27 protein-coding genes are annotated in these 25,892 nt (G+C 33.1%); 24 read left to right on the top strand and 3 right to left on the bottom strand.

Features of this window, described 5'->3' with window-relative positions; translation table 11 throughout:
* Positions 1-5 precede the first annotated feature (5 nt).
* Positions 6-1,022: a M28 family peptidase gene (locus AC4FQ3_RS21400; protein ID WP_042563037.1), complete on the top strand. Its 1,017-nt coding sequence runs from the start codon at positions 6-8 to the stop codon at positions 1,020-1,022.
* Between the two features lie 283 nt (positions 1,023-1,305).
* Here the strand turns inward: AC4FQ3_RS21400 and rho are convergent, their stop codons facing one another.
* The gene (gene rho, locus AC4FQ3_RS21395; protein ID WP_491183220.1) at positions 1,306-3,132 is read right to left on the bottom strand and encodes a transcription termination factor Rho; all 1,827 of its coding nucleotides are present in this window, start codon (positions 3,130-3,132) and stop codon (positions 1,306-1,308) included.
* A 182-nt stretch (positions 3,133-3,314) separates the two neighbouring features.
* On the opposite strand from rho, the gene AC4FQ3_RS21390 reads away from it, so the two are divergent.
* From AC4FQ3_RS21390 to AC4FQ3_RS21380, 3 genes are all read left to right on the top strand, one after another.
* On the top strand, positions 3,315-3,731 hold the full coding sequence (locus AC4FQ3_RS21390; protein ID WP_042563039.1) for a DUF4293 domain-containing protein: 417 nt from the start codon (positions 3,315-3,317) through the stop codon (positions 3,729-3,731).
* A gap of 165 nt (positions 3,732-3,896) precedes the next feature.
* Entirely contained in the window at positions 3,897-4,559 is a 663-nt protein-coding gene (locus AC4FQ3_RS21385) for a response regulator (protein WP_042563040.1), read from the top strand.
* 20 nt (positions 4,560-4,579) lie between these two features.
* Complete coding sequence (locus AC4FQ3_RS21380; RefSeq protein ID WP_491183219.1) at positions 4,580-5,515, top strand: sensor histidine kinase; 936 nt, start codon at positions 4,580-4,582, stop codon at positions 5,513-5,515.
* A 23-nt stretch (positions 5,516-5,538) separates the two neighbouring features.
* Here the strand turns inward: AC4FQ3_RS21380 and AC4FQ3_RS21375 are convergent, their stop codons facing one another.
* Positions 5,539-6,033, bottom strand: coding sequence for a metallophosphoesterase family protein (locus AC4FQ3_RS21375; RefSeq protein WP_491183218.1), 495 nt, complete (start codon positions 6,031-6,033; stop codon positions 5,539-5,541).
* 252 nt (positions 6,034-6,285) lie between these two features.
* Positions 6,286-8,199 carry an SPFH domain-containing protein gene (locus tag AC4FQ3_RS21370; RefSeq protein ID WP_491183217.1) on the bottom strand — a complete coding sequence of 638 codons (1,914 nt, stop codon included), beginning with the start codon at positions 8,197-8,199 and terminating at the stop codon, positions 6,286-6,288.
* A 439-nt stretch (positions 8,200-8,638) separates the two neighbouring features.
* Here AC4FQ3_RS21370 and truA point away from each other — a divergent pair, with 439 nt between their 5' ends.
* The 20 genes from truA (at position 8,639) to AC4FQ3_RS21270 (ending at position 25,889) form a co-directional block, all read left to right on the top strand.
* Positions 8,639-9,373, top strand: a complete 735-nt coding sequence (truA, locus tag AC4FQ3_RS21365; protein ID WP_491183216.1) for a tRNA pseudouridine(38-40) synthase TruA — start codon at positions 8,639-8,641, stop codon at positions 9,371-9,373.
* Positions 9,374-9,461: 88 nt separating this feature from the next.
* The gene (locus tag AC4FQ3_RS21360; protein WP_042563044.1) at positions 9,462-11,216 is read left to right on the top strand and encodes an ABC transporter ATP-binding protein; all 1,755 of its coding nucleotides are present in this window, start codon (positions 9,462-9,464) and stop codon (positions 11,214-11,216) included.
* Between the two features lie 143 nt (positions 11,217-11,359).
* Positions 11,360-11,944: an NUMOD4 domain-containing protein gene (locus AC4FQ3_RS21355; RefSeq protein ID WP_042563045.1), complete on the top strand. Its 585-nt coding sequence runs from the start codon at positions 11,360-11,362 to the stop codon at positions 11,942-11,944.
* Positions 11,945-12,357: 413 nt separating this feature from the next.
* A complete protein-coding gene (lpdA, locus tag AC4FQ3_RS21350; protein WP_073395215.1) occupies positions 12,358-13,746 on the top strand; it encodes a dihydrolipoyl dehydrogenase in 1,389 nt (462 codons plus the stop codon).
* 249 nt (positions 13,747-13,995) lie between these two features.
* Positions 13,996-14,625, top strand: a complete 630-nt coding sequence (locus AC4FQ3_RS21345) for a hypothetical protein (protein WP_491183215.1) — start codon at positions 13,996-13,998, stop codon at positions 14,623-14,625.
* Positions 14,626-14,783: 158 nt separating this feature from the next.
* A complete protein-coding gene (locus AC4FQ3_RS21340; RefSeq protein ID WP_491183214.1) occupies positions 14,784-15,533 on the top strand; it encodes a YegJ family protein in 750 nt (249 codons plus the stop codon).
* A gap of 560 nt (positions 15,534-16,093) precedes the next feature.
* Positions 16,094-16,483, top strand: coding sequence for a DUF1801 domain-containing protein (locus tag AC4FQ3_RS21335; protein ID WP_491183213.1), 390 nt, complete (start codon positions 16,094-16,096; stop codon positions 16,481-16,483).
* Positions 16,484-16,574: 91 nt separating this feature from the next.
* Positions 16,575-17,483 carry an arginase family protein gene (locus AC4FQ3_RS21330; protein WP_491183212.1) on the top strand — a complete coding sequence of 303 codons (909 nt, stop codon included), beginning with the start codon at positions 16,575-16,577 and terminating at the stop codon, positions 17,481-17,483.
* A gap of 122 nt (positions 17,484-17,605) precedes the next feature.
* Positions 17,606-18,115: a TPM domain-containing protein gene (locus AC4FQ3_RS21325; protein WP_042563050.1), complete on the top strand. Its 510-nt coding sequence runs from the start codon at positions 17,606-17,608 to the stop codon at positions 18,113-18,115.
* Between the two features lie 209 nt (positions 18,116-18,324).
* Positions 18,325-18,969: a suppressor of fused domain protein gene (locus tag AC4FQ3_RS21320; RefSeq protein WP_491183211.1), complete on the top strand. Its 645-nt coding sequence runs from the start codon at positions 18,325-18,327 to the stop codon at positions 18,967-18,969.
* Positions 18,970-19,199: 230 nt separating this feature from the next.
* A complete protein-coding gene (locus AC4FQ3_RS21315; RefSeq protein WP_491183210.1) occupies positions 19,200-19,874 on the top strand; it encodes a carbonic anhydrase in 675 nt (224 codons plus the stop codon).
* 171 nt (positions 19,875-20,045) lie between these two features.
* On the top strand, positions 20,046-20,366 hold the full coding sequence (locus AC4FQ3_RS21310; protein WP_042563051.1) for an ArsR/SmtB family transcription factor: 321 nt from the start codon (positions 20,046-20,048) through the stop codon (positions 20,364-20,366).
* Positions 20,363-20,863 (top strand): SRPBCC family protein, encoded by a 501-nt coding sequence (locus tag AC4FQ3_RS21305; RefSeq protein ID WP_491183209.1) that lies wholly within the window; start codon positions 20,363-20,365, stop codon positions 20,861-20,863. Before AC4FQ3_RS21310 ends, AC4FQ3_RS21305 begins: the two co-directional genes overlap by 4 nt.
* 102 nt (positions 20,864-20,965) lie before the next feature.
* Positions 20,966-21,505 carry a GNAT family N-acetyltransferase gene (locus tag AC4FQ3_RS21300; protein ID WP_491183208.1) on the top strand — a complete coding sequence of 180 codons (540 nt, stop codon included), beginning with the start codon at positions 20,966-20,968 and terminating at the stop codon, positions 21,503-21,505.
* A 9-nt stretch (positions 21,506-21,514) separates the two neighbouring features.
* The gene (locus tag AC4FQ3_RS21295) at positions 21,515-22,111 is read left to right on the top strand and encodes an NAD(P)H-dependent oxidoreductase (RefSeq protein ID WP_491183207.1); all 597 of its coding nucleotides are present in this window, start codon (positions 21,515-21,517) and stop codon (positions 22,109-22,111) included.
* A gap of 143 nt (positions 22,112-22,254) precedes the next feature.
* Positions 22,255-22,596: a nuclear transport factor 2 family protein gene (locus AC4FQ3_RS21290; protein ID WP_491183206.1), complete on the top strand. Its 342-nt coding sequence runs from the start codon at positions 22,255-22,257 to the stop codon at positions 22,594-22,596.
* Positions 22,597-22,875: 279 nt separating this feature from the next.
* Complete coding sequence (locus AC4FQ3_RS21285; protein WP_491183205.1) at positions 22,876-23,364, top strand: SRPBCC family protein; 489 nt, start codon at positions 22,876-22,878, stop codon at positions 23,362-23,364.
* Between the two features lie 266 nt (positions 23,365-23,630).
* The gene (locus AC4FQ3_RS21280; protein WP_491183204.1) at positions 23,631-24,311 is read left to right on the top strand and encodes an aspartate/glutamate racemase family protein; all 681 of its coding nucleotides are present in this window, start codon (positions 23,631-23,633) and stop codon (positions 24,309-24,311) included.
* A gap of 83 nt (positions 24,312-24,394) precedes the next feature.
* Positions 24,395-24,763 carry a nuclear transport factor 2 family protein gene (locus tag AC4FQ3_RS21275; RefSeq protein ID WP_042563058.1) on the top strand — a complete coding sequence of 123 codons (369 nt, stop codon included), beginning with the start codon at positions 24,395-24,397 and terminating at the stop codon, positions 24,761-24,763.
* Between the two features lie 79 nt (positions 24,764-24,842).
* Entirely contained in the window at positions 24,843-25,889 is a 1,047-nt protein-coding gene (locus tag AC4FQ3_RS21270) for a serine hydrolase domain-containing protein (protein ID WP_491183203.1), read from the top strand.
* The last annotated feature ends 3 nt before the right edge of the window (positions 25,890-25,892 follow it).

Raw genomic sequence — 25,892 nt, 5'->3', positions numbered from 1 at the left:
CCGCAATGAAAAAAATTGTAATTCTATTATTGATTGCCTCAGCATTTTCATGTAAAAATGCGCAGTCTGTTGTATCGAAAGATAACTCAGACCCAACCAAATACGTAAAAGCTATTACCCAAAAAGATTTAAAAAAGATGTTATACGTGGTTGCTTCTGATGAAATGGAAGGCCGTGAAACTGGTTCAAAAGGCCAGAAAAAAGCGGGACTTTACATGATCGAGCAATACAAAAAAAATAATATTTCGTTTCCTAAAGGTGCAAAAGATTATTATCAACCAGTTCCTGCAGCCTTTTTAAATGCACGACGCAATGAGAATTTACCTGATTCTGAAAATATCTGGGCTTATATTGAAGGTTCTGAAAAACCGGATGAAGTTTTAGTGATTTCAGCTCATTATGACCACGTTGGAATTAAAGATGGCGAAGTTTATAACGGTGCCGATGATGACGGTTCCGGAACTGTTGCTGTAATGGAAATGGCAAAGGCTTTCGCAAAAGCAAAGAAAGACGGACACGGACCAAAACGTTCTATTTTATTCCTGCACGTAACGGGTGAAGAACACGGTTTGCACGGTTCTCGTTACTATTCTGAAAATCCATTGTTTCCAATCGCCAACACTATTACAGACATTAACATTGATATGATTGGCCGTCGCGATGTTGAGCATGCAAATACAAACAATTATGTTTATGTAATTGGTGCCGACAGATTATCAACAGACTTACATAATATTGTAGTTGCCCAAAATGAAAAATTTACTAAAGTTGATTTAGATTTTAAATTCAACGATCCTAAAGATCCAAATCATTTCTACGAGCGTTCTGATCATTACAACTTTGCAAAACATGGTATTCCTGCAGTTTTCTTCTTTAACGGAGTTCACGAAGATTACCACGGAAAAGGTGACGAACCAGAAAAAATTGAATACGACGCTTTAACCAAAAGAACACAATTAGCGTTTGTTGTTGCCTGGGAATTGGCAAATAGAGAAAACAGACCGGTAGTGGATAAGAAATAGTTTTTTTAAAGTCGCTAAGATTCTGAGATGCTAAGGTTCTAAGTTTTTTATAGACTAAAGTCTAGCTTTGTCATTTCGACGGAGGAGAAATCACATCCGGAGAGCGACGTACTGTATGTCTTCACTTTATGTGATTTCTCCTCCGTCGAAATGACACAAACGTTGAACATAAAGCAAAACAAAAAGGGATGAGTTTTAAAAACTCATCCCTTTTTTATGTATATATATAATCTCAAAGTAAAACCTCAGAACCTTAGTCCCTCATTAACTTAGAACCTTCCTCCTAATCATTCATAGAAATCAAAAACTCTTCATTATTCTTCGTTTTCTTGAAGCGTTCGTTTACAAAATCCATAGATTCTACAGGGTTCATATCGGATAGATATTTACGCATGATCCACATTCTTTGTAATGTTTTTTCGTCTAATAATAAATCGTCGCGACGTGTACTTGACGAAGTAAGATCAATTGCAGGAAAAATACGTTTGTTGGCGATTTTACGATCTAATTGAAGCTCCATGTTACCGGTACCTTTAAATTCTTCGAAGATCACCTCATCCATTTTAGAACCTGTTTCAGTTAATGCAGTTGCGATGATACTCAATGATCCACCGTTTTCTACATTTCTTGCAGCTCCAAAGAAACGTTTTGGTTTTTGTAATGCATTGGCATCCACACCTCCACTTAAAACTTTACCAGAAGCCGGCTGAACTGTATTATAAGCTCTTGCCAAACGTGTAATCGAATCTAAAAGAATCACTACATCGTGTCCGCATTCTACCAAACGTTTTGCTTTTTCAAGTACAATGTTGGCAATTTTTACGTGTTCTTGCGGTTCTCTGTCAAAAGTTGACGCAATAACTTCACCACGAACACTTCTTTGCATATCTGTAACCTCCTCAGGACGCTCATCAATCAAAAGTACGATTAGATAAACTTCAGGATGATTGGCTGCAATCGCATTGGCAATGTCTTTTAACAACATTGTTTTACCGGTTTTCGGTTGTGCGACTATCATACCACGCTGTCCTTTTCCTATTGGAGAAAATAAATCTATAATACGGGTTGAAACTGAACTGCCTTTTTCGGCTAATTTGAATTTTTCTGAAGGAAAAACTGGTGTCAGGTGTTCGAAAGAAACTCTGTCGCGAACTACCTGCGGATCGTGACCATTGATTTTCAGTACACGAACAAGAGGGAAAAATTTCTCGCCTTCTTTAGGAGGACGAACTACTCCTTTTACTGTATCTCCGGTTTTAAGACCGAATAATCTAATTTGTGAAGTTGATAAATAAATATCATCCGGAGAGGCTAAATAATTATAATCTGATGAACGTAAAAATCCGTATCCGTCCGGCATCATTTCAAGTACACCTTCACTTTCAATAATTCCGTCAAATTCAAAATCTGAATCCCTGAAATTACTTTTTTTATTTTTATGATTTGGGTTTTGGTTTCCGTTGTTTCCGTTTCCATTCCCATTTTGATTCTGATTTGGGTTTTGATTAGGATTCGGGTTCTGGTTAGGATTTTGCTTTTTAAGCTGATTCGGATTTATCTTTTTTACCGGAGTAATTCCTTCTGCTTTTTCAGCTACAGGAGCTGCATCAACATTTTCATTTTCGGCAGCTTCTTCAGGACCTACTTCTTTTACAGCTTCTTTTTCCTTTTGTAAAGCAACTTTTTTCTCGTAAGCTGATTTATTAAATTTTACGATTTTTGGTCCCTTTTTTTCTACTTCTCCATCTCCATTTTCAGCAGTTTCTTCAACTTCCGGAGTTTCCTGAACCTTTTGATTTTGTTTTGAAATCGCAGGAGCCTTAACCTTTTCGGGAGCTTCTTCTACTTTATCAAATTCAAGAATAGGAGCGTTTTTGCTAATTGCTGCTTTTTTTACAGGAACAATTCTGGCTCTTTTGGGTTTGTCATCAGCTACTTCTGCTTCAGCAACAGCAGATACAGGCGGCGCTACAGTCGCTTCTTGATGTGCTAAAATCTGACTAATTAAAGTCTCTTTTTTAACACCATTAAACTTTATAGTTTTAGCTAACTTAGCTATTTCTTGAAGCTCAGAAAGCTTCATTTCTTTTAATGCAGAAATATCAAACATGAATATTCTATGAATTTAATTATTTTAAAGGAAATACTGTAAAAAGATAGGTAGATAATTGTTTTCAATTGACCGCAGTATGAAGTGCTTACGGTATTATGATGCAATAATACGAATAAAATTTAATCATACAATAGTATTTTAAAAAAAGAAAATATATTTTTGTAAAACAATTATTGATCATGATACAACGAATTCAAACCGTATATTTAATTCTTACCTTTTTAGTAACAGGAGTGCTGATGTTTTTTATTCCGCTTTGGACATTAAATACCGGAAAAGCATTTTATTTTATGCAGGACCAGGTTTATACTATTTTATTAGGTTTAAGTACAATGCTTACGATTATTAGTATTATTTCATACAAAAAAAGACAAAATCAGTTTGTAATGGGCAGACTGAACATAATATTAAATTTAATTTTATTAGGATTATTTGTATACCGATCACTAAATTTATCTGGAGAGACAGTTAACGCTGTTTCAGAGAAAGGTATTGGGATGTTTCTTCCTATTGTTGCTATCGTATTATTAGTGTTAGCTAATAAGGCCATCAAGAAAGACGAAGATCTCGTAAAATCTGTAGATCGTTTGAGGTAAACCTATAAACTTTATTTATGTGCGAAGAGAACCCGAATTTTATATTCGGGTTTTTTTGTGCCTGAAATTTTCTTCAATTTTAATAAGACTTTCAAAAACAAAGAATTAAAAACTATTTTGTAAGATAAATTTCATAAATTTGATGTTTTGAGATTCAAATCAATCATGACACATAAAACAAGGATACATCTTGCTGATGATCATCAAGTACTTATCGATGGACTTACTAATTTATTGCGCACTGTTTCTGACTTTGAGGTTGTAGGTAATTCATTAGACGGAATGTCTATTTATGAAGATGTTATAAAAAACAATACCGACATCTTATTACTCGACATTAGTATGCCTAAAAAGGATGGAATCGAAGTTTTAAAAGAGTTTAATGAAAAAGGATTTCCCTGCAAAGTAATTATTCTTTCGAGTTATGATGATTTAAAAATCGTAAAAGAAGTAATGAAATTAGGCGCTAAAGGATATCTGACTAAGAAAAGTGCCGGAGAAAACATTATCGAAGCAATCGAAGCTGTAAATAAAGATGAAGAATATTTTGACAAACATATAAGGGAAAAAATCTTCACTAATTTTACTCAAAATAATCCTAAATTAAACAAACCTGCTTTTAGTGAAAATCAGTTTTTGAGCGAACGAGAAATTGAAATTATCACTTTAATATCTCTAGAATATAGCGCAAAAGAAATAAGCGAAGAGTTATTCATTAGTGTCAACACAGTCGAAACCCATCGAAAGAATATAATGAAAAAACTAAAAACCAAAAACGTTATTGGAGTGGTAAAATATGCCCTTAAAAATAATTTAATAAATCCATAGTCTTTACTAACTGATAATCTATGTTTACTTTTAGAATATTTATTTTATTTATTTTTTTATCCGCATTTAGCAGTGCTTCGGTATTTAATCAATATGATGTATCTTCAAAAGTAAATGGTTCTAAGGAACCTAAAAAGGAAATCAATTCTGATAATTCAATAGTGAAAAAAGAACAGTTTCTGGAACTTGAAAAATCTACAAATAAAAAAATAGTGAGTTTCTACATTGTGCTCACTATAGTGTTAATGGTTTTGTTATATTTTGTTTATCAGAATGACAAATTAAAACGAAAGAATAAACAAAAAGATATTCAGCAAAAAATACAGCTTAACATTATCAACGCCGGAATTGACGGGCAAGAGAATGAAAGAAAGAAAATTGCATCGTTTTTACATGATAATATCAATTCTCTATTGTCTTCAGTTGGTTTGCATTTAAATACTTTTACGGTTCAAAATGCTATAAAATCAGAAGAACTTCTTAAAGCTAAAACTATTCTTGAAGAAGCTCACGATCGTTTACGAGACATGTCACACGATTTAATCCCAACTCTTTTGGTTCGTTTTGGCTTAGTTTATGCCTTAGAGGATTTATGTGAAAAAAATTCAAATTCTGGTCTTCTATTTAAATTCACAAGTTCTGTACCTACAACAAAAAGATACAATGAGAAATTTGAAATTAAATTATATTTTATTGTAAGCGAATTATTTAGCAACATTATAAAACATAGTGCTGCTAAAAATGCCCAAATCTCATTGCACGAAAAACAAAATCGGTTGATTATTATTATTCATGATGACGGGAAAGGTTTTAATGCCGAAAAACTAAATCAGGAAGGTTTTGGACTGAACAGAATCAGAGCACGAATTAAAAAACTAAAGGGCAGTTTTAATATTATTTCCAGAGCGAATGAAAGCACAGGAACTTCAATAAAAATAAAAGTGCCAACTTCATAACCTTACTTCTTTCTTCTGGCTTCTTACTTCTTACCTATTTCTATAATCTCAAGATCCTTTATTTTATCATCATCAATTACGAATCGCAGCATGGTTCGCATTTGATGAAATCCGCTTTTTCCTGCAGCACCGGGATTCATGTGCAACAAGTTGTTTTTTTTATCAAACATCACTTTTAATATATGAGAATGTCCACAAATGAATAGTTTAGGTGGATTTGCCGTCATTTCTTCTCTGATAGCTGGATTATATTTGCCGGGATAACCACCAATATGTGTAATCCAGACAGAAACATTTTCACATAAAAATCTATTGTGCAATGGAAATTCTAATCGTGCTTTTGCATCATCTATATTACCATAAACACAACGTAATGGTTTTAGTTTTTTTATGGTGTCTGTAACATGCAAATCTCCAATATCTCCGGCGTGCCAAACTTCATCAGCCTGAGCTACATATTTTAAAATTGTATCGTCAATATGACTGTGGGTATCGGAAAGGAGGAGGATTTTTTTCATTTTTTTAAGGGGCAAAGGCTCAGAGTTGCAAAGGTACAAAGGTTTTTTTGTAGAGGCGTACTGCAGTGCGTCTTTTGTATCATTTTCATTTATTATAAACATAAAAAATCCGATTTGCTTTCGCAAATCGGATTTCTTAAACTTGATGTTAGACGCACTGCTGTGCGTCTCTACGAATAATCGAATTTATCCTGATGTTAAACCTGACAGGTCTGTTGAATGTCAAATACTATTTGCATTTTACAATAACTACTATTTCTTCGGATTTTTACCCTCTTTCGAATCTTTGGTATCCATCATTTCCATTAATTTTAATCCTAACAAACCACTGATAGAACCATCAGATCCACCGTTTCCTGAAATTAAAACATCTGGTATTACTTTGATATTTCCTTTACCAATCTCTTCGGTAACTTTATATCTTGTAAAGTTATCACCGCCCATTGCACTAACCTGAAGCTGGTATGATTCTGCTGTAGATTTACCAATTGCCATGATTTTTTCGGCTTCAGCCAAACCAGTTTTCGAGATTCTTTCTGCTTCGGCACTTGCGTTCAGTTTCGTTGCTTCGGCTTGTGCTCCTGCTCTTGCTTTTGTTGCTTCGGCTTCTGCATTTGCACGCATTTTTGTGGCTTCCGCTTCTGCATTTACGTTTAGTTTTAAACTAGTTGCATCTCCTTCTGCTTTCTTTACAGTTGCATCTGCAGTTCTTTGTGCGATTTCAACACTTTGAGAGGCACGAACAATTTCTTTTTGCATATCGGCAATAGCCGTTTCTTTTTCCATTCCCTGACGTTGTTCCTGCGCCATTCTTTGTGTTTGATAGGTTTTTTGCTCTTCTTCGGCTAATTTTCTATCGGTCAACGTTTTCATTAATGAATCTGGCGGAACGATATCTCCAATCAAAGTATCAACAGCATTTACATTGTATTCGTCAAGAACTAATTTAATATGATTTTTAGCTGATTCCTGACGCTCTTTTCTGGTTGACAAGAACGAAATCACGTCGCTATCCTGAGCCGAGTTTCTAAAATAGTTACCAATTGTAGGTTCTAAAACCTGAGAAACCAAGTTGTTCATGCTTCCAAAACGGGCAATTACTTTTGGTGCTTCGGCTGCCGGAACGTGAATAATTTGCGCCACATCTAAATTAAATGGAAAACCATCTTTTGAACGTACTGTAATCGTAGAAAGATTTTTGTCTAAATCGTGTGATTCGCTTCTTGCATTTGCCCAGTTTAAAACCAAGTTTGTTGTTGGAACTGCTTCTAATTTAGTTGTGTATTTGTTCAACGCATATTTTCCGGGACCAAGAGGCTCCATCCAAACTCCGCGTTGTCCTTTTGAAACGATATTTCCGTGTTTAAAAGTATCTCCGGTAACATCTTGTCCGTCTTCTCCAATATACGAAATCACAACTCCCACATACCCAATAGGCACATCTGTCATTGGGTTTTGTTCGATTAAAATTCCCCACGTATTAATATAGTAAGATCCGGCTAACATAACCTGAGGCTGTAAACCACGATTACCACCAGTATCTAAAAACTTGTCAAAATCCTGAAAGTTATTATGACCCTCAACAAATTTACCTGCAATTTGTCCTTGCGGAATCGGTTCTCCGTCAAGTGCCGTTACGATACCAATCATATTCTCGTAAATCTTGATTTGATCTGCAATTACAATTTCGAATAGAAATGTATTAATACGATACGAACCTGTTGTAATAAAAGCGGTCTGACGCCCTTTTTGTCCGCCATTGTCTAAGAAATAAGTAGCGTCCTGAAAGTTATCGCTATCTACTTTTCGGGCTAAGATTCGTCCAGTTGGAATTTCTTTTCCGTCCTTACTCAAAACCAATCCAATTTTACCTTCGGGAATAACCGTAAATCCGGTCATGTCTATTGAATATTGCCAGATCCACATTCCCCAATATAAACCCGGAGCAAGCGTTTTTGCCTGATAACCGGCTTCGCCTTTTGTCGCAATAATACGCCCATCCGGCAATGATTTGTCCGTTCCGAATAAAACGAACTTTTTGGTTACCAAACCAATTTTATCCTCAGGAACCATCACCATTCCGAAGAAAACACGTAAAATAAATTTGTAAAAAAGAATGGAGAATAAGATTAAAATTATCCACCAATAAGAAGTAATTTCATTCATAGTTTTTGATTATTTAGGATGCAAACATAGGCGAAATAGTTCCTGTTAAAATGAAATATTTTAAAAATTAACTTTTGCAGATTTTTTAAATAAATGTTAAAAAATACTTTCAATTAAATCGTTGGAATTGTCAATTTCTGACACGATTTTTTGCTGTGTAAACTATGATTGGTATTTTGGACATTAACAGTTTTTTGGGGAGGTTCTAAGATTCTGAGGTGCTAAGGTTCTAAGTTTCTCTTTTGGAGTTTTTACAAAGAGTCATTTTTAATATTTTTCATTAGACCAACCGTTGCAGTTTTTATATCTTTTCATACATTGTGTTAGACGCACTGCTGTGCGTCTCTACGAAAAAAACTTAGAACCTTAGCAACTTAGTCTCTTAGCAACTTAAAAAAATCCTTTGTACCTTTGCACCTCAGAACCTCTGCACCTTAAAATGAGATATTTTATTCAATTTGCTTATAACGGAACACATTATCACGGCTGGCAATTTCAGCCCAACGCTTCTTCTGTTCAGGAAACTTTAAATAAGGCTTTTTCTGTTTTGCTGAATGCTCCTATAAATATTATGGGTGCCGGAAGAACAGATACCGGTGTTCATGCAACTGAAATGTATGGTCATTTTGATTTTGATACTCCAATTGATACTCAAAATTTGATACATAAACTCAATTCTTATTTACCGAAAGACATTGCCCTTTTTGATATTATTTTGGTTCATGATGATGCACATTGCCGATTTGACGCCAGAAAAAGAACCTATGAATATCATATCAATACTGTTAAAAATCCGTTTTTGGAAGAATTGAGTTGGTATTTTAACCAAAAATTAGATGTAGCTTTGATGAATGAAGCTGCAAAGATTTTACTAAATCATACCGATTTTCAGTGTTTTTCTAAAGTAAATACAGATGTAAATACTTTTGATTGCACGATTTTTGAGGCATATTGGAAACAGGAAAACAACAAACTGGTTTTTACAATTTCGGCCAATCGTTTTTTACGAAATATGGTTCGCGCTATTGTAGGGACTTTAATAAATGTGGGACTGCATAAAATTTCTTTGTCTGATGTCGAAAGTATTATTGCCAGTAAAAGCAGAGAAAAAGCCGGATTTTCAGTTCCGGCTCACGGTTTATATTTAACCAAAATTGATTACGATTATTTATAGCTGTAGGCTATAGGCTTTAAGCAGTAAGCTTTTAGCACTTTATTAAAGCCTACCGCCTAAAGCTTATAGCTTAAAGCAACAAAAAAAAATGAAAGCAAAAGCATTTGATACCGGATTATTCAAACGAATTTTAAAATATACAAAACCTTATAAATGGCGTTATTACGGCGTTATTATTTTTGCAATTTCACTGTCGATTTTTGCGGCACTTCGCCCCTATTTATTAAAGCAAACGGTTGACGGCTATATTAAAACGCAGGATAAACAAGGTTTATTGATGTATATTGTTTTAATGGGCGTTGTCCTTTTATGTGAAGTTTTCTCTCAGTTTTATTTTGTGTACTGGGCTAACTGGCTGGGGCAGGATATTGTAAAAGATATTCGAACAAAACTCTTCAAACATATTTTAAGTTTTAGAATGAAGTATTTTGATTTGGTTCCGGTTGGGCAATTAGTAACCAGATCAGTATCTGATATTGAATCGATTGCACGTATTTTCAGTCAGGGGCTTTTCATGATTATCAGTGATTTAATGAAAATGCTGGTGGTTTTAATTTTTATGTTTTACATGAATTGGGAACTAACCTGGATTGTCGTTATTGCAATGCCAATTCTGGTTTACATTACCCGAATTTTTCAGCGTAAAATGCAGGTTGCCTTTGAAGAAGTTCGTACGCAAATCGCAAACATGAACTCATTTGTACAGGAACGCGTTACGGGAATGAAGATCGTTCAGCTTTTTAATCGTGAAAAAATTGAAGCCGAAAACTTCAAAGAAATCAATAACAAACATCGTGTTGCGTGGATAAAAACAATTTTATACAACTCGATATTTTTCCCGATTGCCGACATTATTTCTTCGATTACTTTGGGATTAGTTGTGGTTTATGGCGGATTTAAAATTTTAAACGGAGATCATTTTACCACTTTTGGAGATTTATTTTCTTACACAATGTTTATTGGGATGTTGTTTAACCCTTTACGTCAAATTGCGGATAAATTTAATGAGATGCAATTAGGAATGATTGCGGCCAATCGTGTTTTTGATATTATTGACACACAGGATCATATTCAGGACACAGGTACTCTTGAAGCGCCTATTTTTAATGGAAGTATTGAATTTGCAGCAGTTCGTTTTAGTTATATTCCCGAAGAAGAAGTTATTAAAGGTATTGATTTATCTGTTGCTGCCGGACAAACAGTTGCGATTGTTGGTTCGACCGGAGCCGGAAAATCGACAATTATTAATTTATTGAATCGCTTTTACGAAATAAACAGCGGAACGATTTTTATTGACGGTCACAATATTGAGAATTATACTCTGGCTTCTTTACGAAAACAAATTGCCGTCGTTCTACAAGATGTGTTTTTATTTGCTGATACTATATACAATAATATTACTTTACACAATCCGGAAATTACGCGCGAAAAAGTTCTGGACGCAGCCAAAAAAATTGGTGTTCATGATTTTATTATGAGCTTGCCGGATAATTATGATTTTGATGTAAAAGAGCGTGGTGTTATGCTTTCATCCGGACAACGTCAGTTAATTGCTTTTTTACGTTCGTATGTGAGCAATCCAAGTATTTTGATTTTGGATGAAGCTACTTCTTCTATTGACAGCTATTCTGAAGAATTAATCCAGCGTGCTACAGAAACGATTACAAAAGGCAGAACCTCTATCATTATCGCGCACCGATTGGCTACAATTGTAAACGCAGATAAAATTGTGGTAATGGATAAAGGATTAATTGTAGAACAGGGAACACATCAGGAATTACTCAATAAAACCGATGGTTACTACAAAAATCTGTACGATTCTCAATTCTCGGTTGCAAACTAGGATTTGTAATGCTAAAAAAATTCTTAAAAAAGTTAAAATAGCGTTATAGGAATCATAAATGTAATATCTGATGGAAATTATGTAACTTCATTGGTTTTTGAATTTTTTATATTTGAGAATATATAAATCAAATGTAAAAGAATATGCCACAAAACAGATTTTATCCAGACGAACAGTTTAAAGAAATAGAAATAAACGCCTCATTACAACTTCGATATGCCATTTCAAACAGAGGACGTCTAATCAGTTTTTCTGACGAAATAGAAAACGGAAGAATCTTAAAAGGAGGATTAAGCGATGGCTATCCAACTTTTAGATTTAAGATTAAAAAAGACGATAAAATTGTCAACAAGTACCTGTTTTTATACAAATTAGTTGCTCAATATTTTATTCCAAAACAATCAGAAGATCAAACATATGTTTTGCATCTTGATTACAACCGAAGTAATGATGATGTAAAAAATTTACGCTGGGCAACAAAAGCCGAAATGATGGCACACAGTCGTAAAAGTCCGCGCGTTATTCAGGCAAAAAAGAACCTGATCGAACACAATTTAAAAGCCGACGGAAGAAAATTAACCACTACAAAAGTGATGTTAATTAAAAAAATACTTGCCAGACCAGAACAAAAAACACGCCTTAAAATGATCGCAAAACAATTCGGCGTAAGCGAAATGCAAATACGACGTATTGCGAGTGGAGAAAATTGGGGACACGTTAAGGTTTAATTATTAATGGTGAATTATTAATTAATTAATTGTCACTTTGATTGGAGTCGAAGAGCTTTCCAACTTATAAGGGCTTCGACTCCGCTCAGCCTGACACCGATTTAAGATTTCACTCTAAACAAAGTCGAAGAGTTTTCGTATCGAAAGCTCTTCGACTTTGTTTATTTCAGGAAACACGTACTTTGAGTTTTAGCTTATCAATCTCGATTTTCAATTCATAATTCATAATTTACAATTAAACAATTATACCGTTCTCTGTGAAAAAGGTCAAAATCAGTATGTCTAAAAATAAAATTTAAAGGCTATTTTAAAATAAATCCTTAAATTCGCAATCACAAATAACAAGAGAAATCGAAAAATGAGTTTCGGAATTATAAACTTCATTTTCGGTAGTAATACTAAAAACAAAAAAAATGAAATACGACGTTATTGTTTTAGGAAGTGGTCCTGGCGGATATGTAACAGCAATTAGAGCTTCGCAATTAGGCTTTAAAGTAGCTGTAGTTGAAAAAGAAAGCCTTGGTGGTGTATGTTTAAACTGGGGATGTATCCCAACAAAAGCATTATTAAAATCAGCTCAGGTTTTTGATTATTTAAAACACGCTTCTGATTACGGATTAAAAGTTTCTGAATTCGATAAAGATTTCCCTGCAGTTGTACAACGTAGCCGTGGTGTTGCTGACGGAATGAGTAAAGGAGTTCAATTTTTGATGAAAAAAAATAAAATTGACGTTATCGAAGGTTTCGGAAAACTAAAACCAGGTAAAAAACTTGACGTTACAGATAAAGACAATAAAGTAACTGAATATAGCGCTGATCACATCATCATCGCAACCGGAGCTCGCTCTCGTGAGTTACCAAACTTACCACAAGACGGTGTAAAAGTAATTGGTTACCGTCAGGCAATGACATTACCAACGCAACCAAAATCTATGATTATTGTAGGTTCTGGGGCTATTGGAGTAGAATTTGCTCACTTTTACAACTCAATGGGAACAGATGTTACTATTGTAGAATTTATGCCAAACATTGTACCAGTTGAAGACGAAGACATTTCGAAACAAATGGAGCGTTCAATGAAAAAAGCTGGTGTAAAAATCATGACCAATTCATCTGTAGAAAAAATTGATACTACAGGAACTGGCGTAAAAGCAACTGTAAAAACAGCAAAAGGAGAAGAAATTCTTGAAGCTGATATCGTACTTTCGGCAGTTGGAATCAAAACAAACATCGAAAATATTGGTTTAGAAGAAGTTGGAATCGCTGTTGACAGAGATAAAATCCTTGTAAATGCTTACAACGCAACTAATATTCCAGGATACTATGCTATTGGAGACGTTACTCCTGGTCAGGCTTTGGCTCACGTAGCTTCTGCTGAAGGAATCAACTGTGTAGAAAAAATTGCTGGTTTACACGTAGACCCAATCGATTACGGAAACGTCCCTGGTTGTACTTACGCAACTCCAGAAATCGCTTCTGTAGGTTTAACCGAAAAACAAGCTAAAGAAAAAGGATACGAATTAAAAATTGGTAAATTCCCATTCTCAGCTTCAGGAAAAGCAAAAGCGGCTGGTGCTGCAGACGGATTTGTAAAAGTAATCTTCGATGCAAAATACGGAGAATGGTTAGGATGTCACATGATTGGTGCCGGAGTTACAGATATGATTGCTGAGGCAGTTGTAGCTCGTAAACTGGAAACTACAGGTCATGAAATCCTTAAATCTATTCACCCTCACCCTACAATGAGTGAGGCAGTTATGGAAGCTGTTGCAGATGCTTACGGCGAAGTAATTCACTTGTAATATTAAACCGTTTTACGGTTATATATAATTTTCAATTTAAAAATCCGATTTGTGAAAACAAGTCGGATTTTTTTTTTAATTATATATAAAGAATAAAATCACCATGATTAATAATTAGTAAATACAGTTTAAAATCAATCTTTCAAAATATTAATTTAACCATATTATGTCACATAAATAATTTATTCTGTCTTTATATATAATAGACAAATTATAGGTTTACACTTTAAAATAATCTAATAATTTACAATGAATAAGTATATAGTAATTCTTCTAATAAGCATCTTTTTATCTTGTGGTAGCAAAAACCCTAAATCACATGCTGTAATGAAATTAAAAGATGGAACAACAATTGAAGGCAAAATGACAGATCCCTCACATTATGTTGCTGGGGCTACCAAAAAATTATCAATAAAGACAAAAGATGGGAAAATAAAATATAATAATGATGAAATTGAGCAAGTGACAATATCTGGTGAGAATAAAGTTTACAATCCGATCTACAGTCATAAATTTTTTTCAACAAAAAAAAATGGAAAAGTAAAATATATTTGGATGACTCCAGTGTCCGTAACAAATGGTAAAGCAAAGCTCTATAGTGCAGAACAAGAACAAACAAATCAAAAAGGCAGATATATTGGTACTTCAACTTATTATTATGTTTGGAAAGATGGAGAAGATGCATGTGACTATCTATACAATAAAGATATTGGATTATCAATCGGTGCAGGCTCAGTATATCGCACAATGATCAAACAAGTTTTTTCAGATTGTCCAGATTTAGTAAAAAAGTCAAAGGATGAAAAATATAAACCAAATAATAAAAGTGTTATAGATGTTGTTAACGAATATAACTCTATGTGTGGAAATAAGTTCTAAGATAAGAGCATTACATTATTAATATTTATAATTTTCAATTTAAAAATCCGATTTGTGAAAACAAGTCGGATTTTTTATTGTTAAAATCCAGACCATTTATACAAATTATTTTATCTTGTAGTTAAAATAGATTTACAACTAAAATTCTAAATTATATTATGGAAGAAACACCAGTATTCTTTGCCGATGGAGAAAATCCAAAAATGATTGAAGCCTTTAAAAAAGCACAAGAAACGTTTAAATATTTTTGGAGAGAACTCTCTTGGGAATATCGCCGAATAGTGCCGGGACTTGATGTTGCCTGCGTAAAATTGGCCTTCACACAAGAAATAGATAACGAAACGATAGTCGAACATATGTGGATTAACGATATCAACTTTGATGGCGAAAAAATATACGGCATTTTAGTCAACGATCCCAATGAGCTAACCAATGTAGAGAACGGAGATGAAGTCGAAATTCCGATAAATCAAATTAGCGATTGGTTATTTGCAACCCGCGGAAAAACATATGGAGGTTTTACGATACAAGCCATGCGATCTGAAATGAGTGAAACCGAAAGAGCAGAACATGATGAAGCCTGGGGTATGGATTTTGGCGATTATGATGACATTCTAGTTGTTTTTGAGCAAAAGGAAAAAACTGAAAACCTAATAGAACACCCTATGAGTATAAACATGAAAGAAAGTCTTTTAGAGTTTATAAAAAATAATCCAAATGAAGTAATCAGCAAAGATGAGCTGGGATATACTTTTTTACACCGCGAAACAATTGCAGGAAATAGTACTTCGGTTGAAGTTTTAATAGAGTCCGGAGCCGATATTAATGCAAAAACTATCCATGGCAAAACCCCATTAGATTTTGCAAAGCAACTCAACTGGCAGCATTTAATTCCACTTTTATCATAACTTTAAAATCCGATTTGCGAAACAAGTCGGATTTTTTATTAAAAACGCACTATTAAGAAATCTAAAAATATCAGAATCTACAAACTTAGTAATTCAGAATCTTAGAATCTTATGATGGCGTGTCCCTCCGGGTCGGGCTATTCACTACAAGTCCTCGCACTTCCTTCGTCAGGCTGTGGGCTTTTCGTTGCTATCCCTCACGCAAACCCGTTTTTATAAGGACATTTCATTTTCAATTGTTTTTTATAATAAAATTTGATTATTTTAGCTTCTATATTAAACTCATAAACAACTGTAAATTAATCAAATAAATAACATATTGAAAAAAATGTAATCCCTACGGGATAATTATATATGGAAATATCATTTTGCTACCAATATGTAAATCCTAACGGATTATCTCAAATTGATTTATATTTTTATGTTTTATTTTAAACAGGCAAATCTTCAATATATATGACTGATTATTTATAATTGATTATTTTATTATTTTAAAAAAATCTTCAACATATATCTCGGAGAGATTACATATTGGTAGTAGAAACCACAATCAATTAACCATGAACACAACCATACAGGATTACAATAATTCGCAAAATAGTTCAGACAAGGGAATCTGCGATCGATTGGCAAATATTATCGATAAAAATTTACCCGATGCCGAAAACAAAATCTGGCATGCACATCCGGTTTGGTTTCTTGATGGAAATCCAATTGTGGGATACAGCAAATTAAAAGATTCTGTTCGTTTACTTTTCTGGAGCGGTCAATCTTTTGATGAAGAAAAATTAACAAACGAAGGTTCTTTTAAAGCAGCTGAATTTCGCTATACATCATCGGAACAAATTATTGAAGAAGATGTAAAACGCTGGCTCGAAAAAGCAAGAGAAATTCAATGGGATTATAAAAATATAGTCAAGCGTAAAGGAGTTTTGATACGGCTAAAATAAAAAAAGCCTGTCATTTTTATTTCGAATTTCAATTCAATCAAGCAATACAAAAGCATATATTTTAATAACTTTATAACCAAATTGCAAAGTTATGAGAGAAATATATATTGTCGAATTCCCATCAAATTTAGGCTTAAAAGAACCTCACCCAGGAAAAGAACCCGGTGTAAAACGTTTGCCGGATTGGTTTCAAAGACATAATTTGCATAAAATACTCGATCCTGAAAATACCCTTAGACTCGATCCTCCAAAATATAACAATACAAAAGATTCTGAAACGCAAATTCTAAACGCAAATTCATTAATAGAATACGCGCGTGAACAAGCTTATCTCGTAAATAATCTACTCACCCGAAATAAATTTCCTTTTATACTTGGCGGTGATTGCAGTATTCTTTTAGGGTCTGCAATTGCATTGAAACAAAAAGGCAATTATGCTCTATTTTATCTCGACGGACATACTGATTTTATGGATATTTCCTTATCAGAAACCGGTGGCGTTGGCGGAATGGCTGCATCTATTGTAACAGGAAACGGACATGAAAAACTAACCAATATTTTAAACTTATCACCTTATATAAAAGAAGAAAACCTTTGGTGCGTAGGCAACCGCGAATATGACGATGAATATGAAAATGAAATACGAAATTCGTCTGCAACTTATATTAGCCTAAAAGATTTACGAGAAAAAGGAATTTCAAATTGTACGGCAGCATTTCTTTCAGAAGTTGAAAAGAAGAATCTGGATGGCTTTTGGCTTCATATAGATGTGGATGTTCTCAATGATACTATCATGCCTTGTGTTGACAGCCGCACGCCGGATGGTTTAACTTATGATGAGTTTAATGAACTTACCTCCTATTTATTTCAAAGTAAAAAACTTTGCGGACTCGAAATAACCATTCTGGATCCTGATTTAGATACAACCGGAAAATACACCAAAGATTTTGTAGATAATATTACACATACCTTCAACTTGTCTCAAAAAAACCAATTCTAAATACAAATTTGATTGCCATTAATTGTTCATCTGAAATATTAACGCTTTAGTATAAAATTACTGAATATTTTATAACAATAAAGTGGTAATTTTGCGGCACCAAATCTAAATCTTAGCCTAAGATGAAAAAAATAATACTCCTTGTTACAATTGCATTGCTGTTGCCCGCCAGCTTTTTTGCCCAAACAAAAAAAGAAGCACAATCGAGTTCAGAAACACAAAACATTTTTGCAAAATCATACGATAACGTTAATGATTTTGAGAAAATATTAACTCCAGCTCAAATAACTGCTTTAAACACCACTCTTAAAACATTTGAGAAAAGGAGACTTTATAAATTTATCATTGTAACTACTTCTTCTATAAAACCTTATACAGATTTATATGAGTATTCTCAAAATTTAGATAAATATCTCAACAGTAGTTTAAAAATGCAGCCTACTATTTTAATACTTTTAAGTAAAGAATTAAGACAGATTCAAATTTTAGGAGAAGATTCTATACGCTACAAACTAAGTGACGATCAGACAAAAGAAATAATTAGCAGTTTTGCTGTACCGGAATTTAAAAAAGGAGATTATTATAAAGGTTTAGAAAGCGCTGTAAGTGAATTAATAAAAAAGCTGGAATAATATTCTAATTTTTAAATCAAATATCAAATCCGATTTGCGAGAGCAAGTCGGATTTTTTTGACCTATTATTCAGGAAATCCTATCGCTTATATGAAAAAATTTACATTTCAAAAATGACAAAATAATCACAGTAAAATCAAATAAAAAAATTATATTTTTTATTTCAAAAAACGATATATTGTCATTCATTAATGATAAAACAGATAGGCATGACATTAGAAGAGTACAAAAAAGAATTTTCAGATGACGACGCTGTTGGGTGGTTATCAATAGATAAAGAATTTGAAACTCTTTATCCTGGTCAGGAACCAAAACATTTTGCTCCCGCAATCAGCTATATGCTTGGAGGAGAACATCCGCTTGACGGAGTAAGTTTTTATGAAAGTAAAAAACAAACTGATCACTATCATTTTGTAACTTATGGTTTCTCTGAATTATATTATAACGAAGAAAAATTAGACAGCGAGTTTAGCAAATGGGGATTTGAAATTACGTTTAGGCTAAAGCCATTTGAAGAAGATAATGGAAATCCAAGCTGGGTAATTGCGTTGCTGCAAAATATTGCCAAATATGTATTTGACAGTGGTAATTGGTTTGAAGAATATCATTATATGCCTGCAAATGGTCCTATTAGACTAGATACAGAAACTGATATTACTGCATTGTTATTTGTATCAGATCCTGAAATTACAAAAAAGCAAACACCACATGGTGAGGTTTCTTTTTTGCAAATAGTAGGAATAACTTCCGCAGAATATGAAAATTTAAAAGAACATCCGGAAAAAGTGGAAGAATTAGTTGCCAAATTAAAAGAAAACAATCCTTTACTGATTACTGATCTAACCAGAAAGTAATTCAGTCCTTAAAATAAGTCAAATCCTGTTTGTTAAACAAACAGGATTTTTTTATATTATTTAATCATCTTATGTTATTTGAGATTAAATTATCCTTCAGATTAAAAACATTTAACTAGAAAAAACAGTTAAATAATATTCAAAAGATATTGTGGCTTTATTATAAAAATTATCTTTGCTAAATAAATTTTAACAAGTATTGTATTTCAAATTATAAAGCAAAAGAAAAAATGAAAACAAAAATTTTAGCACTGGCCTTTCTTGTACTTTCGATAGCAGGATGCAAGAAAAATGATCTAAACACTGAATCTATTGAAAGTAACAAAAATTTAGAACCTTTAGAAAGATTAACTCAGGGAAATCAAAGATTTTTAGACGAAAAATCAATTCATCCACATCAAAACAAACAATCTGTTTTAGATAATCAGGACGGGCAAAAGCCATTTGCGGTTGTTGTAACTTGTTCAGACAGCAGAGTTTCGCCAGAAATTGTATTTGATCAGGGAATTGGAGACTTATTTGTTATAAGAAATGCAGGAAATCTAATTTCTGATATTGATATGGGCAGTATTGAATATGCCATAGAACATCTGGACACAAAAATGGTTGTTATATTAGGTCATACAGAATGTGGGGCAATTAAGGCTTATATTAATGACAAAGATGGTGCATATAAAAAGCACTTTAATCACATTGATAATATTGTAGAAACTATTTCTCAGGAAAATGAAGAAATTGAGGCTGATAAAACAAAACCTAAGGCAACTAATTATCTTGGAGCAATTGATGCCAATATCAGACATTCGACAAAATTGATACAGGATAATCCAATTGTAAAAGAACATAATATTAAAATTGTATCAATGCGATATGATGTTCATACAGGAAAAGTTTCTCAATTGTAAAAAAGTACATCGTTAATAAATCTGCCGAAAAACCTAAATAATAGTGTTACTTTATTTAAGTTTTTCGGCTATTTTATTTATTAAAATTAAAAAAGTTATAAAATACTTTCTCGAAACCAAAAGGTTGCTTATATTTGCAACCTAATGATTGCGTAATTAACTTCCTTTTCCATGAAACGAGATATATTCCAGGCCATTGCCGACCCGACACGCAGAGCTATTTTAGTTTTAGTTACTAGTCAGGCTCTTACGCCAAATGCAATTGCAGAACAATTTGACACTACGAGGCAGGCGGTTTCTAAACATATTAAAATTCTTAATGAATGTGAATTATTAGAACAGCACAAGGCTGGAAGAGAAATTTATTACCAATTAAAAATTGACAAAATGAAAGAAATTGATAAATGGCTCGAACAATTTAAAGAACATTGGGAAAACCGTTTTAATCAATTAGATCAAGTATTAATTAATCTAAAATCTTTAAAAAAATGAAATCAAATCTTTTAATGAACTTTTCTGTAGATAAGGAAAATAGCACGGTTAATGTAAAACGAGAATTTAATGCTCCAATTTCTGATGTTTGGTCTGCATGGACAGAACCTGAAATTCTGGATCAATGGTGGGCTCCTGCCCCATGGAAATCCAGAACTAAAAAAATGAATTTTAAAGAAGGCGGACAAAGATTATATGCCATGGTTGGACCTGAAGGCGAAGAACATTGGGCTTTGGCAGATTTTACTTCGATAACGCCTAAAACAAATTTTAAATATCTGGATGCATTTTGCGATAGCGAAGGTAATTTAAATGTAGATTTTCCACGTTCTGACTGGGATGTAAGTTTTGATGAGCAAAATGGCTCAACCTTTGTTAATATTGCTATCAAACATGAAAACCTTTCAGATTTAGAAAAAATCATCGAAATGGGCTTCAAAGAAGGATTTACAATCGCAATGGAAGGGTTGGATAAAATATTCGAAGCCAAAAAATAACAAGGAAAAACAATCACTTTTATTTGTATTTTCGTTTTAAATAATAGCGCCTAAATTTGAATTCAAAATTAGGCGCTATTTTAATAACTAATCTAAAACCAAATGCATCTAAATAGTAATAGAATCTGTATTCGAAATTTAAAAGATTCAGATTTAAACGATTTCTTTTCCTATCGATCAAATCCGGAAATTACCAAATATCAGGGTTTTGACACTATGACAATCGGGCAATGCAAAGATTTTATAGATTCTCAAAAAGATATGCAATTTGGCAAAGCCGGCGAATGGGTCCAATATGCTATAGAAGATCTCGAAATTCAAAAATTAATTGGCGATTGCGCTATTAAACTCGACGATTATGATGTTAGAATTGCTCAGATCGGGATTACAATTTCGCCTGAATTTCAGCAAAAAGGATATGCAAAAGAAACGATGAAAACGATTCTGGATTTTCTTTTTTCTATTGAAGATTTTCATCGTGTTGTAGAAATTGTTGATGCTGAAAATAAAGCTTCGATAAAACTTCTGGAAAGTTTGGGTTTTAAAAAAGAAGGCCATTTTGTCGAAAATATTTTCTTTAAAGGAAAATGGGGAAGCGAATTTCAGTACGCTATGCTAAAATCAGAATACAATAACGAATGAAAATCAACTATGAATATTCTAATTGTTTACAGCCATCCAAGTGAAAAATCATATACATTTCAGATTCTGCAAAAACTGAAAGAGGAAATAAACAAGCAAAACTGGAATCTCCAAATTTCTGATTTATATGCTATGAATTTTCAAAGCGATATGTCGGCAGAAGAATATGAAAGAGAAGGATTTGCAAAAACCAATCTTCCCATTTCTGCTGATGTTGTTGCAGAACATGAAAAGATTGAAAAGGCAGATTGTATTATTTTCCTGTATCCAGTTTGGTGGAGCGATTGTCCGGCAAAATTAAAAGGCTGGTTCGACCGCGTATACTCGGTTGGATATGCTTACGGACAAAATGAAACTTCAAAAAAAATGAAAACAATTCCGATTGGACTTGTGATTTGCACCGCCGGACATCCAAATGAATTTCTTGAAGAAATAAATATGGCGCAAAGTATGCAAACAATAATGCTCGACGATCGTTTAGGAAAAAGATTTGAGGATAAAGAAATGGTAATTTTGGGCGGAACTCTTGAATTGGAAAAAGTTATGGAAAAACATTTTTTGCAAATTGAAGATGTTGTGAAGAGAATTAAACAAAAGTTGATTTAACAGCAAGGTTCGCATTGTGTTTGCGAGGAACGAAGCAATCACATTAGAAAAGATACCTTTGATTTAGCAAGTGAGATTGCTTCGTTCCTCACAAGGACAAGATTACGAAACACTCAAAAATCTAAAATCTAAAATCATATTAAATGACAATACAAGAAATCATCGACCTGCAAATGTTAGCTTTTAACAACAGAGATATAAAAAGCATGATAGCTTTATATACAGACGATACCAAAATTTACAATTTTTCAGATCATTCATTAGCGATAAACAACAAAAGAGAATGTGAAGAAATGTTTATCAAACTATTCGAACAATCTCCTGATTTGAATGCCGAAATTATAAAAACTATCTTTTTTGGTAATAAAGCTATAATTCATGAGTATGTTTCCGGACGAAATGGAAATACGGAAAAAAAAGAGCAAGTGGTTATTTTTGAAATCGAAGGCCAAAAAATAAGCAGAATGGATATTATGAGGGAATAAACTTTATTTCTTATAAAAACAAAACCTCTAATCTAGCCCCGATGGGAGCGGTATCCTTTTTCCTGCTTCTTTAGCAGGAAAAAGATATAGCGGACAGCGGGACGGGTGGTTCTGATGAAAATGATATTTCTGCTCCTGAAAAGTTAAATTTAAATTCCAAAAATCTAAAATCTAAAATTACAATCTGTCTTAAATCGCCCTTTAACTTGTCTCATAACAACCCTAAGTTATTGATTTTTAGAAAGTATATTTGTTATATAACTTTCTAAACTATACAAAATGAGTGCTCAAGATTTTACCACAAGTATAATAGTAGATCAATCTCCCGAAGAAGTTTTTAATGCCGTTACCAACGTTCGCGGATGGTGGTCTGAACAAATTGAGGGAAATACAGCGAAACAAAATAATGAATTTAACTATCATTACGAAGATATTCATCGCTGTAAAGTCAAATTGATTGAAGTGATTCCGAACCAGAAAATTGTCTGGCTGATAGAAGATAACTATTTCAAGTTTACAGAAGATGAAACGGAGTGGACGAATACAAAACCAACTTTTGAAATTTCAGCAAAAGACGGTAAAACACAGCTTCGTTTTACCCATTTTGGTTTGGTTCCGGATTATGAATGTTTTGACATTTGCAAAGATTCCTGGACAAATTACATTCAGAATAGTTTAAAAAAATTAATTACTACAGGAAAAGGCGAGCCAAATGGCAAAGACAAACCCAGAACCGAGAATGAGAGAAAACTGAGTGCAAATAACTAGCTCTAAATCAACTAAAAAAAAATCAGCTCAACATTAAATGTCGTAGAGAAGTATGATATTTTTTATATTTATTAATGATTTTTACCGCAGAGAACGCTAAGTTTTTATCTAATAGTATTTTTGGAAAACACAGAGTTCGCAAAGCTAAATGAATACAAAGCTTTGCGAACTCTGTGTTTTTTTTATAAACCTAATAACAAAAAGAATTTGAAAAATTAGGTGTTGCTATCGGTAAAATCAAACCTGAAGATGTATAACTTTACTAAATGAAAAAAGTTGGACTTGTAGGCGGAATCAGTTGGGTTTCGACAATTGATTATTACAAATTAATAAATGAAGGCGTAAATAAAAAACTGGGCGGATTGCAATTTGCAGAATGCCTGATTTATTCTTTGAACTTTGGCGATATTCAGGAAAAAACCTGGGCAAACTCGTATGAACTTTTACTGAATGCCTGCTTAAGTTTACAAAAAAGCGGTGTTGATGCCATTGTACTTTGCGCGAATACAGCACATATGTATGCCAATGAAATTGAAAAAAAAATTAAATTACCATTAATACATATTGGAACTGAAACGGCAAAAGCTATAACAAAAGAAAAAATTACTACAGTTGGACTTTTAGGAACTTCGTTTTCTATGGAAATGGATTTTTATAAAGACCGTCTAAAAAGCTTTGGACTAAATGTACTTATACCGGAAAAACAAGAGACGAGAGATTATATACAACATATTCTGAAAGAAGAATTGGGAAGAGGAATTATAAATCCTGATTCTAAACAAAACTATATTAAAATAGCCAACGAACTCATTGCTCGTGGCGCAGAAGGTATTATTCTGGGCTGTACCGAAATTCCTTTATTAATAGACCAATCTCATTTTTCGGTTCCTGTTTTTGATACTACAAAAATACATTCTGAAGCTATTGTGAACTTTATTGTATCGTAAATTAAGATGCTAATAAATCTACCTTTTTTTATAATTCAAAAAGGTTAATTTCATAACTTAGTTAGCTTTTAAATTGACAAGTCATGACTAAGAAATATATTGCACGGGAGTTTTTAAAACTCGCTGCAAAAGGGCATTCCCACGAAGCATTCCGACTTTATGTTGGCAAAAATTTTAAACATCACAATGCCTATTTCAAAGGCAATGCCGATACTTTAATGCTGGCAATGGAAGAATCTGCCAGAACAAACCCAAATAAGATTTTTACAATTCATCATATTCTAAGAGACGAAAATCTGGTTGCGGTACATTCGCATGTCAAACAAAATTCATCAGATTTAGGCGCGGCGGTTGTTCATATTTTTAGATTTGAATCGGATAAAATAGTCGAACTTTGGGATTTAGGACAACCTATTCCAAAAGAAACGATTAACGAAAACGGAATGTTCTAGTTTTTTCTATTTTTTTACACAGATTTTACAGATTTAACTCAAAACTCATAATTTATAATTTATAACTCCTAACTTAAAAATGAACTCTATTTCCAGAATTTTATCTTTATTATTTTTCGCTTTTTTACTTTCCAACTGCAATTCGTTTGCACAAAAAAAAGATGATTATTCTACCAAAATAGATAGTTTCATTAAAATTTCTGACCCCAAGTTTAATGGTGTAATTCTTATTTCTAAAAACGGAAAAACGTTGTACAATAAAGCACATGGTTTTACTAATTTTGAAACTAAAAAACCTATAACGATCAACAGCCAATTCGAAATTATGTCGAACAGTAAACTAATTGCTGCTGTTTTGGTTTTATTAGAAGTTGAGAAAGGAAAAATTAATTTACAGGATCCAATCAAAAAATACCTTCCTGAACTTACCCAAACCTGGGCAGATTCTGTTACGGTACATCAGCTTTTAAATCATACACACGGAATTACAGATATCAATAAACCTCTGGAATTTAAGCCCGGAACTAATTTTCATTACGGAAATTCTAGCTATAGCCTTCTTGGTCAAATTGTTGAACATACATCAAACAAAAGTTACAGCGAAGTGGTCAATGCACTTTTTAAAAAACTTCAAATGAAGAATACTTTTGCTTATAGTCCAGACAAAATTCAAAATCTGACTACCGGATACATCAATGATAAAAACAGATATGAATCTGTCAAAAAATCATTAATAACACCTGAAAATCTGGGTGCTGATGGAATTGTTTCGACGGTAAACGATTTAGCAATCTGGAACAATAATCTTCATAAAGGAAAAATTCTAAAACCTGAATCCTATCAATTACTCATAAAACCGACCGCACAGTCACAACATAATTTCTTCGGAAAAGAAAAAGAAGGTTACGGTTACAGCATTCGAATTATCGAAAAAGAACCCATAAAATATATTGGACATACCGGACTTGGCGATGGATTTTCTTCAGTAAATTTGTATTTTCCGGAAAGTGATGTGAGCCTGATCGTTATGGAAAATCAGATGAATGAAAATTCCGACTTGTTTTATGCTTCTGAATTTAAGATCAAAAACATATTACTTAAAAGCGATTTATTGCGTCAAAAATAAAAC

The organism is Flavobacterium sp. AK-345, assembly GCF_058310175.1.
This window is presented reverse-complemented; position numbering and strand designations above follow the sequence as displayed.